The sequence below is a fragment of the Chromobacterium alticapitis genome (assembly GCF_002924365.1).
In the GTDB taxonomy this organism is placed as follows: Bacteria; Pseudomonadota; Gammaproteobacteria; order Burkholderiales; family Chromobacteriaceae; genus Chromobacterium; species Chromobacterium alticapitis.
In genome coordinates, this window is sequence record NZ_PQWB01000045.1 from 21,525 (window position 1) to 39,104 (window position 17,580).

General features: G+C 63.7%; 17 protein-coding genes. 2 read left to right on the plus strand and 15 right to left on the minus strand.

What is annotated here, in order from left to right; genetic code table 11:
* Positions 1–76 precede the first annotated feature (76 nt).
* The gene (locus tag C2I19_RS11540) at positions 77–1,342 is read left to right on the plus strand and encodes an Hsp70 family protein (protein WP_103902846.1); all 1,266 of its coding nucleotides are present in this window, start codon (positions 77–79) and stop codon (positions 1,340–1,342) included.
* Between the two features lie 15 nt (positions 1,343–1,357).
* Here the strand turns inward: C2I19_RS11540 and C2I19_RS11545 are convergent, their stop codons facing one another.
* From C2I19_RS11545 to C2I19_RS11560, 4 genes are all read right to left on the minus strand, one after another.
* Positions 1,358–2,179, minus strand: coding sequence for an HvfC/BufC N-terminal domain-containing protein (locus C2I19_RS11545; RefSeq protein ID WP_103902847.1), 822 nt, complete (start codon positions 2,177–2,179; stop codon positions 1,358–1,360).
* Entirely contained in the window at positions 2,157–3,041 is an 885-nt protein-coding gene (bufB, locus tag C2I19_RS11550) for an MNIO family bufferin maturase (RefSeq protein ID WP_103902848.1), read from the minus strand. Before bufB ends, C2I19_RS11545 begins: the two co-directional genes overlap by 23 nt.
* Positions 3,042–3,053: 12 nt before the next feature.
* Complete coding sequence (locus tag C2I19_RS11555) at positions 3,054–5,072, minus strand: ferritin-like domain-containing protein (RefSeq protein WP_103902849.1); 2,019 nt, start codon at positions 5,070–5,072, stop codon at positions 3,054–3,056.
* Positions 5,073–5,269: 197 nt separating this feature from the next.
* Positions 5,270–6,874, minus strand: coding sequence for an NAD(P)/FAD-dependent oxidoreductase (locus C2I19_RS11560; RefSeq protein WP_103902850.1), 1,605 nt, complete (start codon positions 6,872–6,874; stop codon positions 5,270–5,272).
* Between the two features lie 242 nt (positions 6,875–7,116).
* Between C2I19_RS11560 and C2I19_RS11565 the strand changes: the two genes are divergently transcribed.
* The gene (locus tag C2I19_RS11565; protein ID WP_103902851.1) at positions 7,117–7,446 is read left to right on the plus strand and encodes a hypothetical protein; all 330 of its coding nucleotides are present in this window, start codon (positions 7,117–7,119) and stop codon (positions 7,444–7,446) included.
* A 40-nt stretch (positions 7,447–7,486) separates the two neighbouring features.
* On the opposite strand, the gene C2I19_RS11570 is transcribed toward C2I19_RS11565, so the two are convergent.
* From C2I19_RS11570 to bamA, 11 genes are all read right to left on the minus strand, one after another.
* Positions 7,487–7,702: a hypothetical protein gene (locus C2I19_RS11570; protein ID WP_103902852.1), complete on the minus strand. Its 216-nt coding sequence runs from the start codon at positions 7,700–7,702 to the stop codon at positions 7,487–7,489.
* 139 nt (positions 7,703–7,841) lie between these two features.
* Positions 7,842–8,840, minus strand: a complete 999-nt coding sequence (locus C2I19_RS11575; protein ID WP_103902853.1) for a GlxA family transcriptional regulator — start codon at positions 8,838–8,840, stop codon at positions 7,842–7,844.
* 2 nt (positions 8,841–8,842) lie between these two features.
* Positions 8,843–9,997 carry a DJ-1/PfpI family protein gene (locus C2I19_RS11580; RefSeq protein ID WP_199181154.1) on the minus strand — a complete coding sequence of 385 codons (1,155 nt, stop codon included), beginning with the start codon at positions 9,995–9,997 and terminating at the stop codon, positions 8,843–8,845.
* Positions 9,998–10,143: 146 nt separating this feature from the next.
* On the minus strand, positions 10,144–10,674 hold the full coding sequence (locus tag C2I19_RS11585) for a DNA-deoxyinosine glycosylase (protein WP_103902854.1): 531 nt from the start codon (positions 10,672–10,674) through the stop codon (positions 10,144–10,146).
* Between the two features lies 1 nt (position 10,675).
* On the minus strand, positions 10,676–11,263 hold the full coding sequence (rnhB, locus tag C2I19_RS11590; RefSeq protein ID WP_199181155.1) for a ribonuclease HII: 588 nt from the start codon (positions 11,261–11,263) through the stop codon (positions 10,676–10,678).
* A complete protein-coding gene (gene lpxB / locus C2I19_RS11595; protein WP_103902855.1) occupies positions 11,254–12,426 on the minus strand; it encodes a lipid-A-disaccharide synthase in 1,173 nt (390 codons plus the stop codon). Before lpxB ends, rnhB begins: the two co-directional genes overlap by 10 nt.
* Positions 12,427–12,430: 4 nt before the next feature.
* A complete protein-coding gene (lpxA, locus tag C2I19_RS11600) occupies positions 12,431–13,207 on the minus strand; it encodes an acyl-ACP--UDP-N-acetylglucosamine O-acyltransferase (protein WP_103902856.1) in 777 nt (258 codons plus the stop codon).
* A 1-nt stretch (position 13,208) separates the two neighbouring features.
* Positions 13,209–13,661 (minus strand): 3-hydroxyacyl-ACP dehydratase FabZ, encoded by a 453-nt coding sequence (gene fabZ / locus C2I19_RS11605; protein ID WP_103902857.1) that lies wholly within the window; start codon positions 13,659–13,661, stop codon positions 13,209–13,211.
* On the minus strand, positions 13,654–14,700 hold the full coding sequence (lpxD, locus tag C2I19_RS11610) for a UDP-3-O-(3-hydroxymyristoyl)glucosamine N-acyltransferase (RefSeq protein ID WP_103902858.1): 1,047 nt from the start codon (positions 14,698–14,700) through the stop codon (positions 13,654–13,656). Before lpxD ends, fabZ begins: the two co-directional genes overlap by 8 nt.
* Positions 14,701–14,751: 51 nt before the next feature.
* The gene (locus tag C2I19_RS11615) at positions 14,752–15,237 is read right to left on the minus strand and encodes an OmpH/Skp family outer membrane protein (RefSeq protein ID WP_103902859.1); all 486 of its coding nucleotides are present in this window, start codon (positions 15,235–15,237) and stop codon (positions 14,752–14,754) included.
* Between the two features lie 21 nt (positions 15,238–15,258).
* The gene (gene bamA / locus C2I19_RS11620; RefSeq protein WP_103902860.1) at positions 15,259–17,574 is read right to left on the minus strand and encodes an outer membrane protein assembly factor BamA; all 2,316 of its coding nucleotides are present in this window, start codon (positions 17,572–17,574) and stop codon (positions 15,259–15,261) included.
* Positions 17,575–17,580: the final 6 nt, after the last annotated feature.

The window sequence follows — 17,580 nt, forward strand, 5'->3', positions numbered from 1 at the left end:
CTGATGCGACGCCCCTTCCCTTTCCTGGCCATTCCGCGTACCATCCCGCCTCTTTAAATTTCAAGGAGATGCCTGAATGACGACCCCAACCGCTTCCCGCGCCTGCGGTATCGACTTTGGCACCTCCAACTCCACCGCCGGCTGGCTGCGCCCCGGCCATGACACGCTGCTGCAACTGGAGGACGGCAAGATCACGCTGCCTTCCGTGGTGTTCTTCAACTACGAAGAAGACCACGCCTGCTTTGGCCGCGCCGCGCTGGCCGAATATATGGAAGGCTACGAAGGCCGGTTGATGCGCTCCTTGAAAAGCCTGCTCGGCTCTAGCCTGATAGACAGCCAGACCGAAGTCCAGGGCAAAGCGCTGCCCTTCCGCTATCTGCTGAAACTATTCATCCAGGAACTGAAAAACCGCGCCGAGGCCAGCGCCGGCCGCGCTTTCGATAACGTGGTATTGGGCCGTCCGGTGTATTTTGTCGATGACAATCCCCAGGCGGACAAGCTGGCCGAGGACACGCTGGGCGCCATCGCGCGCGAAGTCGGCTTCAAGGACATCTCCTTCCAGCTGGAGCCGATCGCCGCCGCCTTCGACTACGAGTCCAACATCCAGAAGGAAGAACTAGTGCTGATCGTCGACATCGGCGGCGGCACCTCGGACTTCACTTTGATCCGCCTATCGCCCGAGCGCCGCGCGCTGGATGAACGCCGCGGCGACATCCTCGCCACCGGCGGCGTTCACATAGGCGGCACGGATTTCGACCGCCAGTTGAGCCTGCACGGCGTGATGCCGCTGTTCGGCTTCAAGACCCGCCTGCGCAACAATGCCGAAATGCCGTCCAGCCAGTATTTCAATCTGGCCACCTGGCACACCATCAACTTCGCTTATACGCGCAAGGCCTGGATGGACTTGCAGGATGTGCATCGCGACGTGGCCGAGCCGCAGAAGCTGGACCGGCTGTTCAAGCTGATCCAGGAGCGCGCCGGCCACTGGCTTGCCATGGAGGTGGAAGCGGCCAAGATCGCGCTTTCCGGCAGCGATACCCACACTTTGCTGCTGGATCCGATCGAGCGCGGTTTGCAGTGCGAGCTGGCCCGGCAGGATTTCGAAACCAGCATCAATTCCCTGCTGGACCGGGTTTCCACCACGGTGTGCAAACTGCTGGCGGATGCCGGCCTGCGGGCAGACCAGGTAGACACCGTGTTCTTCACTGGCGGCTCCAGCGGCGTGCCGGCGCTGCGCGCCGGGGTTCGCGGCCTGCTGCCCAACGCCCATCATGTGGAAGGCAACCTGTTCGGCAGCATCGGCAGCGGCCTCGCCATCGAGGCCATGAAGCGCTACGGCTGATCCGCACTCAATCCATCATGCCCGGCGCAGCAACCCTAGCTGCCGCGCGGCGGGAAGCCACAAAAACAAGCGGGCGCGCAGGCGTTCATCCTCCCGCAGGGCCTGGGGCGGCTCCCCGCCCAGCCCTGCCTCGGCCAGGCTGGCCAGGAGCTGGAATTGCCAGTGTTCCAGCTCGTGCACTCGAACGCGCCATTGCGACCTGGCCACCGCCAGCCAATGCGTTTGAGCGGCAGGCGCAGCCGGCGGCTCATCCCCTTCCTGCAATTCCCGCCAGTAGACATGAACCGGCAGGCTGACTTTCAACAGCCGCACGCTGTCCGGCACGGCGAAATCCGCCAAGGAGCTGGCCGCGGCCAATAGAGGCAGCCACTCGTCCGGCGCGCCTTCCTCATCCTCTATGCCCTGCGCCCGCGATGCCTCGGCGCAGGCTCGCTCCAGCCGGGCCAGCTCCACTGGCAGCCGGTATTCGTCCACGGCTGCGGCTGGCTGGCTGTCGGCCAGGAAATCGGCGAAGCCGGCGCCAAAATCGTAGAGCGAAGGCGTGCGCGATGGCCGCGACGCGATATAGCCTCTGGCGAAAAAGTCGAATAAGGGCGGCCCCAGCAGCTTGCCCAGCATGGGATAGTCCGCGCGCAGGCACTCCAGCAGCCGCGCCCAATAGCCATGGTGATAGACGCCGACGCGGTCGCGGCGCTCCCCGCGCGGCGGGAGCGCCACCAAGGCCTCGTCCAAGCCGCAACTGGCGCGGGCCAAGTCCAAGCCATGCTCCAGCCCGCCCTGGGCTGTCATCGCCGTCAGCAGCCAGAGCTGGCTGTCAAGCAAGGCAGGCTGGCGCATGACTCCCCTTCCCTTGCGTCAGGGTTTCCGGCGCGTGTTCGGTCAGCAGGCGGCGCGCCTTGTCCAGCTCGGCCAGCAGGTCGGGATACGGCGGAATGTCCGCATCCCATTCCAGCAAGGTGCTGACGCCGCCGCAACGCCGCTGAGCCTGCAGATACAGCTGCCAGACGCGATCCGGCACCGGGTGGTCGTGGGTATCGATCAGGCAATCGCCGCAATCGCTGGGACCCGCCAGGTGGATTTGCACGATGTGGTCGGCCGGCAACTGCCGTATGTAATGCTCGGGGTCGAAGCCATGATTGTATCCAGACACATAGACATTGTTGACGTCCAGCAGCAGGCCGCAGCCGCTCTCCCCCGCCAGACGCGCCAGGAAGGCCCACTCCGGCATGGTGGAGTGGGCGAACTGCAGATAGCTGCTGGGATTCTCCAGCACCAGCGGGCGGCCCAGAAAATCCTGGACCTCCAGCACGCGGTCTCTGACGTGGCGATAGCTCTCCTCGGTCAGCGGCATGGGCAGCAAGTCATGGGAATTGACCGACGCCACGCCGCTCCAGCACAGGTGGTCGGACAGCCACGCCGGCCGCAATGCCTCGGCCAGCCGGCGCAGCTGTTCCAGATAGCCCCGATCCAGCGGGTCGCAGCTTCCAATGGAAAGCGAAACCCCATGCATGACGATGGGCACGTCCCTGCGCACCCGGTCCAGCACGTGCCTGGCATAGCCGTGGTGGCCGATGAAGTTTTCGCTGATGATCTCGAACCAATCGACGCCGGCGCCGCGCTCCGCGATATGCTGCAAATGCGTGTTGCGCAAGCCGACGCCGAAGCCGAGATTCGGCAAGCCTAATCGGGGCTCAGTCACATCGCTCTCCTGTCAGGTCGAAGGCGGCAGGGCCACGCGCAGCGGCGTCGGGTTAGGCGGCTCGCTGACGTTCACCTGCCTGGCGGCCATCACCTCGCGATAAGCCTGCCAGGCCTTGTCGTACACCGCCTCGCCAACGGCGAACGGCAGCGTTTTGGGCAAGGGTTCGCTGTGGTGCTGCGGACCGACAAAGTCGTACAACTTCATCTCACCCTGGCTCGGAAACAGCTGGGAGGCCGAAATCGGCACCGCGCAGCCGCCGAAACTGGCGCACTTGTTGTCGCTGGGCGCGCTGTAGACGTCGGAGCCGGGCGTGGGCGATGGGCTGCCGCACTGGCTGCCGCAAGACGCGTGCAAAGTGGGCGCGGCGCGGCGCATGGCTGAACAGGAGCCGCCGCCGCTGTCGCTCTGCACGAAGCCGCAGCCGCCCTCCGCCTTGCAGCTGTTGGAGCCGCGGCAGGTGTGGTAAATCTCGATGGCGGCGCAGCTGGAGCAGCTGGAGCCGCTCGAGCCGTCCAGGCTCATGCCTTGGCAAGCATGGTAGAGCTTGCCCGCCTCCCGCTGCCCCACGCCCAGCGACAGATCTGGCGCTTTGCCGAACACCGCCCAGCACAGGGAAACGCGGTCGCCGGAACCGACCATGGACGGATAGGGAAAGCTGGCCTTCTGGTTTTCCCAATATGTATTCAGCACCGTGGTGATGCCGGCGATGGCGCCTACCGATACCTGGCTCAGCACCGAATACATCGAACGATCCTGCTTCAGCGTGTTCAGCGCGTCCGCCACCTGTTCCGGCGCCGGAATGTTCTTGGGCGCGGCGGCCGGGTTGAATTCGGTATTGGTCAGCATGCCGGCCGTCCAGCGGTTGCCCTTGGCGTGCCATTGCTCCCAGGTCTCCACCCGGCGCAGCATCAGATAGAGCTCGGTGAAGCGCTCGTAGTGGGTCCATTCCGCGCTGTCGCAACGCGCGGAGGCATCCGCCGACGGCACCTCGCCGCCCGCGCCGTTGTACGAGGGATAATCCGCTTCCAGGGCCGGACGGTCTTCGCGATACGGTTCCTTCACTTCTTGCAGCATGGCGCCGCGACGATAGCGCCGCAGGCTGATCTCCGCGCCCTCGCCCTGGTCGGTGATGGCCGCCATCATGTCTATGGCCTTGTTGAACGAGCGGTCGCGGCCGCTGAAGTCTTCCGGCGTGAATTGGGTGGACAGCTGCGGGAATTCCTTCATCGGGTGGCTGGGATTGCTCGCGCCATGGACATTGAACAGGTCCTGCTGCACAGAATCCGCCACCGCCAGCTTGTCCCACAGCGTTTTGCCGTCGGTGTATTCAATGCTGATGTATTGGGCCAGGCATTCGTACATCCAGCCTATGGTGCCGAACATGGGCAGGTCCTGCACGTTCATGCCCGGCTTCCAGCCGGCGAAGGGCACTTGCGGGAAATAACGGGCCTGCACCTGCGGCGGCTGCTTGGCCAGCTCCGCGCGCGCCGCGCCTTCCGGCTGCTCGATGGCGCGGAACAGCGAGATCTGGTTCTCGTTCAGCGCCTCCAGATTCACGCGCACGCTGTTGTAGGTGCTGGTATCGCGCAAATTGATGATGTGGGGCAGCACCGATTGTTGCGGCCCGTAGCAAATCCAACCCAGGTCCTTGTCCACCAGCGCCGGCGGCGTGAAATCCGGCTTGACGCCCATGGCCGTGGCCAGATTGCCCGCCATCTGCAAATGCAGCATTTCCTGGATGAACACGCTGAACACGATGTTGAAGGCGCGTTGATTGTCGTCGGCGGGATGCGCCACAGGCGCGGCGCCGGGCCATTGCCGGCCGCGATAATAATCCTGGTTCTTGCTATTGATCTGGTGGGTGCCCTGGATCGAGTACATCGTGGTCATGTACAGCGGGATCGTGAACAATTCCACGCTGACCGCCGCCTGGATAATGGCCCGCGCGGCGGATTTATCGCTTTCCAACTCGCTCAGGCTTCGGTCCGTGATCGGCTTCAGGCTGGCGCCAAGAACAGGTATCTGCATCTCATCCTCCTAAGGGCGCGCGCAAGGCGCATGAACAGTGCTGCCTTATGACTTTAGGATTCAAGATGCGTCAGGTAAGTGCATATACGTTTAACTAAGCAATAGCACTTAGAGAGATGCCTGGCTTATTGACCGGGCAAGAAAAACCCCGCCGGCAAAACCGGCGGGGTTGGGATCGGCGCTGTTGGGAGTCGGCGTCAGCGGCCCGCTACGATGGCTTGCGCCACCGCTTCGGCGATCTTGATGCCGTCCACGCCCGCGGACAGAATGCCGCCGGCGTAGCCTGCGCCCTCGCCCGCCGGGAACAAGCCCTTGATGTTCAGGCTCTGCAAATCGTCGCCGCGGGTGATGCGCAACGGCGAACTGGTGCGGGTTTCCAGGCCAGTCAGCACCGCGTCGTTGAGGTCATAGCCGCGGATCTGCCGCGCGAAATGCGGAATCGCCTCGCGCATCGCTTCCACGCAGAAATCCGGCAGAATGCGCGCGAGGTCGGTCATGGTCACGCCCGGCTTGTACGACGGCTCCACCTCGCCCAGCTTGGTGGACGCCTTGCCGGCCATGAAATCGCCTAGCAGCTGCGCCGGGGCGAAGTAATCGCCGCCGCCCAATTCATACGCCTTGCTTTCCAGCTCGCGCTGGAAGTCCAGGCCCGCCAGCGGGCCGCCCGGATAATCCACTTCCGGCGAAATGCTGACGACAAAGCCGGAGTTGGCGTTGCGCTCGTTGCGCGAATACTGGCTCATGCCGTTGGTGACCACGCGCTTCTCCTCCGAGGTGGCCGCCACCACGGTGCCGCCCGGACACATGCAGAAGCTGTACACGGCGCGGCCGTTGCTCGCATGGTGCACCAGCTTGTAATCCGCCGCGCCCAGAATCGGGTGGCCGGCGTACTTGCCCCAGCGCGCCGCGTCGATCAAGGATTGCGGATGCTCGATGCGCACGCCGATGGAGAACGGCTTGGCTTCCATGTAGACGCCGCGCTTTTCCAGCATCTGGAAGGTGTCGCGCGCGCTGTGGCCCAACGCCAGCACCACGTGGTCGCTCAGCACCTCGCCGCCATCAGCCAGTTTCACGCCGCGCACGCGGTCGCCGTCCAGGATCAGGTCGTCCACGCGCTGCTCGAAACGGATTTCACCGCCCAGGGCTATGATTTCCGCGCGCATGTTCTCCACCATGGAAACCAGGCGGAAAGTGCCGATATGCGGGCGGGCCAGGTAGAGGATTTCCTCCGGCGCGCCGGCCTTGACGAACTCCACCAGCACCTTGCGGCCCAGATGGCGCGGGTCCTTGATCTGGCTGTACAGCTTGCCGTCGGAGAAGGTGCCGGCGCCGCCTTCGCCGTACTGGACGTTGGATTCGGTATTCAGCTGGCTCTTGCGCCACAGGCCCCAGGTATCCTTGGTGCGCTGGCGCACTTCCTTGCCGCGCTCCAGTACGATGGGCTTGAAGCCCATCTGCGCCAGGATCAGCGCGGCGAAAATGCCGCAGGGGCCGAAGCCGACCACCACCGGGCGCGATTTGAGGTTTTCCGGCGCCTGGGCCACGTAGTAATAATTGGTATCCGGGGTGGGCATCACCCGGCGCTCGCCCTTGAAACGGGCGAACAGCTTGTCCTCATTGGCCACATCCGCGTCGATGATGTAGACCAGGCTCATCACGCCCTTGCGCGCGTCGTAGCTGCGCTTGAACACGGTAAAGCTTCGAACGTCCGCCGCCGGCACTTTCAAAAAAGAGGAAACGGCATCAGCCAGCTCCTCTGGCGTATGGTCCAGCGGCAGCTTCAGTTCGGAAATGCGCAACATAAAAAATCCAGTGCAAGGTTGGTGTCTATTCAACGAGGCCGATATTGTAGCGGCAAAAGACACAGGCGGCACGATTCAGGTCAAGCCGCTCATTGCATTCAGTTCGGATATTGACTATAGCCTACGGTGTAGCGCCCAAATTCGCGCCGGGACGCAGGAGGACAGCGGACAGCCCGGCCCAGCCACACGCATGGCGAGTTGGCGCATGCCGCTCGCGATCCGCCGCGACCAGGAACCCAAACATGGATTTGGAAAAGCTGACCCAGCCTACCGTCCGACACGCCATCCAGGCCCTGCAATCAGGAGACCGCTCCGCCTGGCTGGCGCAATTCGGCCCCGACCCGACCTTCACCGACGAAGGGCTGCCCGCCAATTTCCAGAAATTCAGCGAGCATGCGATGGGGCATGAGCGCTTCACTCGCATCGATAGAGTGGAAAATCAAGGCTTGGACATCTACGGCGCGTTCCACAGCGATCGCTGGGGTGACTTCGAGACCTTCTTCAAATTCCGGCTGGACGGCGACGGCAAAATACGCCAGCTGGACATAGGCCAGACCGACTTGCCCTCCTGAGTCGGCATGGCCGCGGCGCCTCCCGGCGCCTGAGGCGGGCTCAGGCCACCCGCGCCAGCCTGCCGCTGTCCTCGTCTGGTGACTCGAAGCGCTTCCAGTCCACGATCATCACCTGGCTGAGGCCGCAATCGCGCGCCAGTTGCGCCTCGATTTCCTCCAGAACCCGATGCCCATGGATCACGCCATTGATGACGACCTCGGCGCGGCGCATCACGCTATCGTCGGCGCTGACAAACCAAATGCAATAACGACTCATCGGCAATCCTCCGGCTGGTGGGACTACGGGACAGGTGGAGATGTAAATATCGTATCAATCGCCGCCCGCCCGCAAGTCCTACGAGCGTCTGTCCTAGCGCAAACCGGCCGGGATGGGTAAACACGCCACGCGCGGCGCTTCAAACGGGCGGCGGAACCATGTCGCCCCGCGCCGCGAAACTGCCACGGTACTGGCCGGGCGTCACGCCCATACGGCGCAGAAAGACGCGGCGTAGGTTCTGCTCATCGCCCAGCCCGCACAGGGCGGCAATGCGCTTGAGCGGCAGATCCGTCTCTTCCAGCGCGCGGCAGGCCGCCTCCAGGCGCATCGCTTCAACCATCCTGGCGGGCGTTTGCCCGGTTTGGGCGGCGTAAACGCGCGCGAAGGTGCGCGGCGTCATGCCGGCTTGCGCGGCAAGCCTATCTACGCGCAAATCCTGGTCCAGATGGTCAGCCATCCAGCCATGCAGCGCCGAAAAATGGCCGCGATCCGCCGCCTGGGCAGCCAGCGGCGCGCTGAACTGGGATTGTCCGCCGGCGCGCTTGATGAACATCACCAATTGCCGCGCCGTCTCGATTGCGGCCTGATGGCCGAAATCCTCTTCGATCAGCGCCAGCGCCAGATCAATGCCGGCGCTGACGCCGGCGGAGGTCCATACCGCGCCGTCGCGGATGAAGATCTTGTCCGGATCTATTTCCGCCATCGGGCATGCCGACTGCAGCCGCTCCGCCCATTCCCAATGCGTGGTCGCGCGGCGGCCATCCAGCAAGCCGGCCTCCGCGAGCAAAAAAGCTCCCGTACAGATCGAGCACACGCGACGCGCCGACGGCGCCCGCTCGCGCAGCCAACCCGCCATGAATGGCGAAACATAGTATTCCGCGCCGCGGCAGCCGCCAGGCGCTATCAACGTGTCTATGGCCAGGCCGTCCAGCGAGGACAACGCGACAGTCATGAGCTGCGGGCCCGCGCTGCAGGCGACCAGCCCGCCGCCTTCCGACGCCACGATCAGTTCGTAAAGCGGCGGCTGGCTATGGCGGCTGGCCGTGAACAAGGCTTGCAGCGGTCCGCTCAGGTCCAGCAGGTTCATGTCCTCGTGCGCCAGCAAGACGACGCGCAAGGGCAGTTTTCGTCCGGCCATGCTCAGTCTTTGAAGTTTGGATATTCGAATACCTGGGCGACGCCGAAGGCTGTGGAGCGCCCGTAGCGCGCCGCGATGTCCGCCAGCGCGCCATCCAGCGCCTTGCCAGGCTGCGCCGCGCCAACTTGAAGAGCGGGCAGCGCCGCGGCTGCCGCTTGCCGAGCCGGCGGGTCGGGCAAAACAGTCAAACCGTGCCGGGTGGAAAGCGGCGCGGGACTCGCGGCGACCAGATAGGCGCGGCTGCGGCCGGTGGAGGAATACGCGTCGGCAGTCAGCGCCAGCGCGGCCTCGTCCAGCCCCGCCGACAATGGCAGGCTGAACGCGTCCGCTTCGTGCAGCCAGCGATTGGCGTAGACCACCTCGGCCAGCGCCCAGGCATTGACGCCTAGCCTCGGATGAAAGGCGTCGCTGTCATGTTTGGCGCTCCAGTCAGCCAGGCCCAGCCGGGCGGCGAGCGACGCGGCGCTCGCCCTGCCTGCCATGGCCTCCACCAAAGCGATGGAGAGCGGCAGCGCGGCGCTGACGCCGGCGCTCGATACCCAGTTGCCGTCCGCCACATAGCGCGCGTTTTTCACCCATCGGATATCGGCATGATGCTCCAGTCTATGCGACTCGGTAGACCAGTGGGCGGTGGCGCGGCGGTCTTTCATCAGGCCGGTGTCGGCTACGATCAAGGCGCCGTTGCAGATGCTGACCAAGGTCGCGCCGGCCTCGGCCTGCCGCTTCAGCCAGCGCAGTGCTTCAGGCGTTTCCCGCATCGCGGGCACCACGACGTAATCCGCGCCTTCCGGATGACTAGCGTCGAACGCGTCCAGCGTGGACTGCGCAAGAAAGCGGAAGCCCGGCGCGCCCAGATCGGTAAAGGTTTCGACAGGGCCGGGCCTGGACGATAGCGCCGCGACATCGGCCGCGCCGGATTCGGACAAGATGCTGAACGGCACCAGGAAATCGCTAAGCTCGGTTCCGCTGTTCTCGCCTATGATCGCCACCAGCGGCTTGCCATGGCCGGCGCGCAGCCGGGGCGAGGGAATCGCCGCCCCGTTTCCCGCCGGCGCGGCGCCATCCAGAGCAGGCGGCATTTCGGCGCAAGCGGCCAGCGCTAGGGATAATCCGGTCGCGGCGGCGATCCGGCGGATGCGGCTTCCAGAAACAGGCATGGCGGGCTCCGGTGAGATGACGAAAGGATTGTAACTCGCCCTCAAACTGGCATGAATGACGGAAAACCATCAATTTCTGCCACATGCATTATTCAGGAGAATGATTCAGATGCCGCGGAGCGGGCGCCTGGATGGCGATCCTGCGCTCAGTCAAGGACTCCGTGCGCATCCGCCGGCATATCCAGCGCGGAGGTCAGTACGGCCCACTCCAGCCGTTTTTGCTCAAACTTCAGGGTATGCGCAGGGCTGGAGGACGGCAGGCGGACGATCCGGCACCGGGCGGCATGGCTGTCTAGCGATTTCAGGCCGTGCTTCGCGGCCGTGGCGCCATTGAAAGCGATCATGCGCAGTTTGGGCAGGCTCTCGATCAGTTCCCGCAGATCGTTGCGGGTTTCCTTGCGGATGGCAGCGTCCAGGCTGCCTTTGCGTTCTGCCTGGGCGATCACGTCCCACAGGCCTATGCCATGCCGCAGCAGCGTTTGCAAACGCTGTTCGTATGACAGCGCCCGCAGGTCGACGTCGATGACGGCGCCGACCAGCTCCCAGAATTTGTTTTGCGGATAGGCGTAGTACTGAGCGGCGGCCAGGGAGGCGTCTCCGGGCAGCGAGCCCAGTATCAGCAGGCGCGTGTCGCCGTTCACCACTGGCGGGAAGCTGCGCTTGCCTGGCTCCGCCATCTCAGAACAACTGGCCCTGCTGGCGCGCCAGCCAGACCTTGACTGGGCCGAAGGTCTTGCGATGGACCGGCAGCGCGCCGTGGGCTTCGATGGCGGCCAGGTGTTCAGCGGTGGGGTAGCCTTTGTGGCGGGCGAAGCCGTATTGCGGATGCAGCGCGTCCAGCGCCACCAGCTCCGCATCGCGCGCGGTCTTGGCCAGGATGGACGCGGCGGAAATGGCCGGCACCTTGGCGTCGCCCTTGACGATGGCCTCGCCCGGCACCGGCAGATGCTTGGGCACGCGGTTGCCGTCTATCTGCGCCAGGTCCGGCCGCACCGACAGGCCTTCCACGGCGCGGGTCATGGCCAGCATGGTGGCCTGCAGGATGTTGAGCTTGTCTATCTCTTCCACGCTGGCGCTGGCGATGCACCAGGCCAATGCGTCGCGCTTGATTTGCTCTGCCAGCGCATCGCGCTTGGCTTCGCTCAACACCTTGGAGTCGGCCAGGCCGCCGATGGGCTTGGCCGGGTCCAGGATGACCGCGGCGGCGAACACCGCCCCGGCCAGCGGGCCGCGGCCCGCTTCGTCCACGCCGCAAATCAATGGCATCTCGCCACCTCAAGCACCGCGCGCGCGGCGCGGCTGGCCGTGTCCTGGCGCAGCGACAGATGCAGCTCGGTGAAAGCCTTGACCATTTCGGCGCGCGCGGCGGTATCGCTGTACAGCCTTATCATTTCGTCCGCCAGCTTCTGCGGCGTGGCTTGCTTTTGCAGCAACTCCGGCACCACGAAACGGCCGCACAGGATATTGGGCAGGCCCACGTAAGGCAGCTTGATCTTGCGCTTGACCAGGCGGTAAGTCAGCGCGGACAGCTTGTAGCTGATGACCATGGGCCGTTTGGTCAGCGCCACTTCCAGCGTGGCCGTGCCGCTGGTCACCAGCACCACGTCGCTGGCTATCATCGCCATCTGGGCATGGCCGAACAGCTTGCGAATGGGCAGATCGCGCGCCTTGAACTGATACAGCATGCGCTCGAACTGGTCCAGCGTGGCGCGGGTGGCCAGGGGCACCAGGAACTGCGCGTTCGGATATTGCCGCAACAGCAAGCGGGCGGTGTCCAGATAGACCGGCGCCATGTAGTCCAGCTCGCTGCGCCGGCTGCCCGGCATCAAGGTGAACACCGGCACATCCAGCGGCAGGCCCAATTGCTCGCGCATGGCGGCCTGATCGGGCTCCAGCGGGATCTCGCTAGCCAGGGGGTGGCCGACATAGGTGACCGGGATGCTGGCTTGGCGATACAGCGGCGGCTCCATGGGAAACAGGCACAGCACATGGTTGACCGCGCGGCCTATCTTCTGGATGCGCTCCGGACGCCAAGTCCAGATGGACGGGCTGACGTAATGCACGGTGGGCACGCCGTCCTTCTTCAGGGCCGTCTCCAGCGCCAGGTTGAAATCCGGCGCGTCTATGCCGATGAACACGTCCGGCTTTTCCGCTAGCAACTGTTCGCGCAGCTGGCGGCGGATGCGCAGCAATTCCGGCAGGCTCTTCAAGACTTCGGAGTAGCCGCGCACCGCCAGCTTTTCCTGCGGCACCATGCTGTGGAAGCCCCTGGCCTCCATTCTGGGACCGCCGATGCCGGCGAACTCGATGTCGCTGCGATGCGCGCGCAGCGCGTCCATCAGATGGGCGCCCAATAGATCGCCGGAGGCCTCCCCGGCCACCATGGCGACTTTCAGCGCCCCTTTTCGCTTGAACAGGTGATCGCTCATAAGCTCAGCGTATGATTCCTCGCGCCGATTGCTCGAAGAAGCGCGTGAACGACGCCAGTTCCGCATGGCCCTCGCCGGCCTCGGTCAGGATGGCGGCCTTGGCTTCATCGTACGGCAGGCCCTGGCGGTACAGCGTCTTGTAGGCGTTGCGCACGCGGCGGATTTGCTCCGGCGTGAAGCCGCGCCGCTTCATGCCTTCCACGTTGATGCCGGATGGCACGGCGCGGTTGCCGTGGGCGGTGACGAAGGGCGGGATATCCTGCGCCACGGCGCTGGCGAAGGCGGTCATCGCGTGCTCGCCTATCACGGCGAACTGGTGCACGCTGGTGAAGCCGCCCAGGAACACCCAGTCGCCGATGTGAACGTGGCCGGCCAGCGTCGCGTTGTTGGCGAAGATGGTGTGGTTGCCCACCTGGCAGTCATGCGCGATATGCACGTAAGCCATCACCCAGTTGTCGTTGCCGATGCGGGTGACGCCGACGTCCTGGGCGGTGCCGGTATTGAAGGTGCAGAACTCGCGTATGGTGTTGTTGTCGCCGATTTCCAGGCGCGTCGGCTCTCCCGCGTACTTCTTGTCCTGCGGCTGGGCGCCCAGCGAGCAGAACTGGAACACGCGGTTGTTCTTGCCGATGCTGGTATGGCCTTCTATCACCACGTGCGGGCCTATCCAGCTGCCGGCGCCGATGCTGACATGGGGGCCGATGATGGAGTAAGCGCCGATTTCGACGTCGTCGGCGATTTGCGCCTTGGGGTCGACGATGGCGGTCGGATGAATGGTCATATCACACCTCGCGCTTGGCGCACATGATTTCCGCTTCGCACGCCACCTGGCCGTCCACCAGCGCGCGCGCCGCGTACTTGCCAATGCCGCGCTTCAGCGCGATCTGCTCCACTTCGAACACCAGTTGGTCGCCCGGCACCACCTGGCGCTTGAAGCGCGCGTTGTCGATGCCGACGAAGAAGTACAGTTCGTTCTCGGCGCGCTCGCCTTGGCTCTTGATCGCCAGAATGCCGGCGGCCTGGGCCAGGGCCTCGATGATCAGCACGCCCGGCATCACCGGATATTGCTCGAAATGGCCGACGAAGAATGGTTCGTTGATGGTGACGTTCTTCAGCGCCTTGATGCGGGTGTTGGCTTCGAATTCGGTGACGCGGTCAACCAGCAGGAACGGGTAGCGATGCGGCAGATAGCGCATGATCTCGCGGACGTCGATCGAGACTGCGTGTTCACTCATGGGATTCATCCTTCGATTTTTTCAGTGTTTCCAGTTCCCGCTCAAGCTGCTTGACGCGCTTGGCGAAGTCATCCAGATGGCGGACGTGGACGGCGTTGGCCAACCAGTCCTTCATGCTTTGCAGCGGGTAGGACGAGGCGTAGGTGCCGGCTTCCTTGATGGTTTTGGACACCAAGGTGCCGCCGCCGATGTGTGTGCGGGCCGCCACTTCGATATGGCCGACGAACATCGCCGCGCCGCCTACCGTGCAGCGCGCGCCTATCTTGGTGCTGCCGGCGATGCCGACGCAGCCGGCGATGGCTGTGTGTTCGCCGATGTCGACGTTATGCGCGATCTGCACCAGATTGTCTATCTTGGCGCCCTTGCGTATCACGGTATCCGCCAGCGCGCCGCGGTCCACCGTGGTGTTGGCGCCGATTTCCACGTCGTCTTCCAGCACCACGCGGCCGGTTTGCGGGATCTTGAACCAGTGGTCCTTGTCCCAGGCCAGGCCAAAGCCGTCGCCGCCGATCACGCTGCCGGAATGCACGCCGACACGGTTGCCGATCACACAGCCATGGTAAACAGTGACATTGGGGTAAAGCGTGACGTCGTCGCCGATCACGCAGCCGTCGCCAACCACGGCGCCGGGCATGATGCGGCAGCGCTCGCCGATGACGACATTGTCGCCCACCGTGGCGTTGGCCGCGATTTCGCTGCTGGCGGCTATGCGGCAATCCTCGCCCACCACGGCGCGCGGATGGATGCCGGCGCGCAGCGCTTTGGGCGGATGGAACAAGGTAGCCAAGCGCGCGAAGTACAGGTAAGGGTCTGCCGTGACGATGCGCGAACGGCCGTCCAGTTCGGCGGCCAGCGCTTCGTTGACGATCAGCGCTTCGGCTTGGCTTTCCTGCATCTGGCGGCGGAATTTCGGGCTGGAGACAAAGGCGATCTCGCCCTGCCCCGCCCGCTCCAGCGGCGCCAGCCGCGCGACGGCCAGATCCGGGCCGCGCAGCTCGCCGCCCAGTTGTTCAACGATGTAAGAGAGTGTGTAGGACATCAAAAACAAAGCCGACCGGGGGTCGGCTTACTCCGGTAACGGTTGAAACGATTACTTGTCCAGCTCTTTGAGCACTTGCGGCGTCAAGTCGAACTTCGGATTGATGTACACCGCTTCCTGCAGGATCAGATCGTAGTTTTCGCGCTGGGCGATTTCCTTGACCATGCGGTTGGCCCGCTCGGTCACGCCTGCGAATTCCTCGTTGCGGCGCTGGTTGTAATCTTCAGCCAGCTCGCGCGACTTGGCGCGGTAATCGCGATCCAGGCTCGCGTATTCGCGCTCGAAACGCTTGCGGTCGTCCGAGGACAGGCTATTGCCTCCCAGCAGCGTTTCGAGTTCCTTGGCGCGCGCCTCCATCTTCTTCAGCTCGCCGCGGCGAACCGCGAACTCGGTATCGAGCTTCTTGTAGATGGCGATGGCGGCGCCGGCTTCGCGATAAATGCGCTCTACGTTGATGTAACCGAGCTTGAAGTCGGCGGCATGAACCGGCAAGGCCGCCATGCAGGCGATCGCCAACCACCCTTTCCATGATTTCATGTATCCGTCCTCAAGAAGCGATTAGAAGGTCGTGCCCATCTGGAACTGGAACGTCTGCAGCTTATCGTTCTGTTCCTTCTTCAACGGCCTGGCCAAGCTGAATTTCATCGGCCCCATGGGCGACAGCCAAGTCAGCGCCACGCCCGTGGAGTAGCGGAAGCCGTCGCTGGCCGAGCTGTGTATCCCCAAGGCATTCTGCTGGCTGGTGATATTGGTGTTCCACAAGGTGCCGGCATCCAGGAAGGCGCTCAGGCGCACGGACTTATTATCCTTCAAGCCCGGCATCGGGAACAGGATTTCCGCGTTGGCCACCGCCTTGCGGTTACCGCCCAGATAAGAGGCTGCAACCGAATCGTAAGGGCCGATGCTGCTGGTATCATAGCCGCGCACGGAGCCCAGGCCGCCCAGATAGAAGTTCTGGAAGAACGGCAGCACCTTGGTCTTGCCGTAACCATCCGCGTAACCCAATTCGCCGTTCAGCATCAGGGTGAAGTTCTTGGACAGCGGGAAGTACCAGGTCTGCTGGTGGGTCAGGCGATAGTATTCCAGCGAACCGCCCGGCAGGCCCGCGTCGAGGCCCACGCGGATGGACGCGCCGCGAGTCGGCCACAGCGCGCTGTCGCGGGTGTCGCGGCCCCAGCTGACGGTGCCCAGCAAGGTGTTGTTGCTCGAGCCGTACTGATTGACGAAATCAATGTATTGCTGCGGGCTGTTGACGTAGGTGGTGATGTCGGTTTTTTCCGCGCCCAACGTGAAGTTGACGCGGTCATACTCGGTGATCGGCACGCCGAAACGCACATCGGCGCCTATGGTGCCGGTCTTGTACGCCGAAATCGACGTCGCATCCGGGTTGTAGACGCGGTCGTACACGTCATAGCCCAGGCTCACGCCGTCCGGCGTGTAGTACGGATCGGTGAACGACAGGGAATAGTTTTTGTTCACCTTGCCGGTGGACATGCCCAGCGACATGTATTTGCCGGAGCCGAAGATATTGCTCTGCGAGATGTTGGCGCCCAGCACCAGGCCTTCGCCCTGCACATAGCCCAAGCTGCCGGAGATGCTGCCGGTGGAGCGTTCTTTCAGGCTGATGTTCATGTCCACCTGGTCGGGCGCATCCGCCACCGCCGGCGTTTCGACGTTCACATCGTCGAAGTAGCCCAGCAGCTCCAGGCGCTCCTTGCTGCGCTTGACGTCGGCGGCGCTATACGGCGCGCCTTCCATCTGGCGCAGCTCGCGGCGGATCACTTCGTCGCGGGTCTTGCTGTTGCCTGCCACGTTGACGCGGCGGACATAGGTCTTGCGGCCCGGATCGACGAAGAAGGTGAAGGCCGCGGTCTGCTTGTCGTGGTCGATGTCCGGCAGCACGTTGACGTTGGCGAAGGCATAGCCGGCGTCGCCCAGACGATCGCTGATCGCCTTGACCGCTTCGGTCACCTTCTCGTTGTTGAAGGTGTCGCCGCTCTTGATGTCGATCAGCTTGCGCAGATCCGCTTCCGGCACTTTCAGATCGCCGGCCAGCCGCACGTCGGAAACGGCGAATTTCTTGCCTTCGTGCACATTGATGATCAGGAACATCGACTGCTTGTCCGGGCTGATGGAGACCTGGGACGAATCGATACCGAACTCCATATAGCCCTGGTTCTGATAGAAGGCCTTCAGTTTTTCCAGATCGCCGGTCAGCTTTTGCTTGGAGTACTGGTCGTCCTTGGTGATCCAGGACAGCCAGCCGCCGGTGGTCAGGCTGAATTCATCCAGCAGCTTGGACTGAGAGAACGCATCGGCGCCGACGATGCGGATTTCCTGAATCCGCGCCGTCACGCCTTCCGTGATGTCCAGCGTCACCGATACGCGGTTGCGCTCCAGCTTGGTGACGGACGGCGTGATCTCGACCGAGTATTTGCCTCGGCTGTAATACTGGCGCTTCAACTCCTGAACCGCGCCGTCCAGCAAAGCCTGGTCGAAGATCAACGACTCGGCGAAGCCATTGTCCTTCAAGGCCTTCTTCAGCTGATCCTTGCTGAATTCCTTGGCGCCGTTGATGTTCAGCTGCGTGATCACCGGGCGCTCGGCCACGGTCACGATCAAGGTATCGCCACGGTTTTCCACGCGGACATCATTGAAGAAGCCGGTATTGAACAGCGCCTTGATCGACTCCTGCGCCTTGGCATCGTTGAACGTATCGCCGACCTTGACCGGCAGATAGTTGAAGACCGTGCCCGGCTCGGTACGCTGCAGGCCCTCAACACGAATATCCTTGATGACAAAAGGATCGGCAGCCATCGCGACGGAGGCCATGGACAGGCCCAGCACGGCCGCCGAAAGTAGCTTCAATTTCATAGGTAT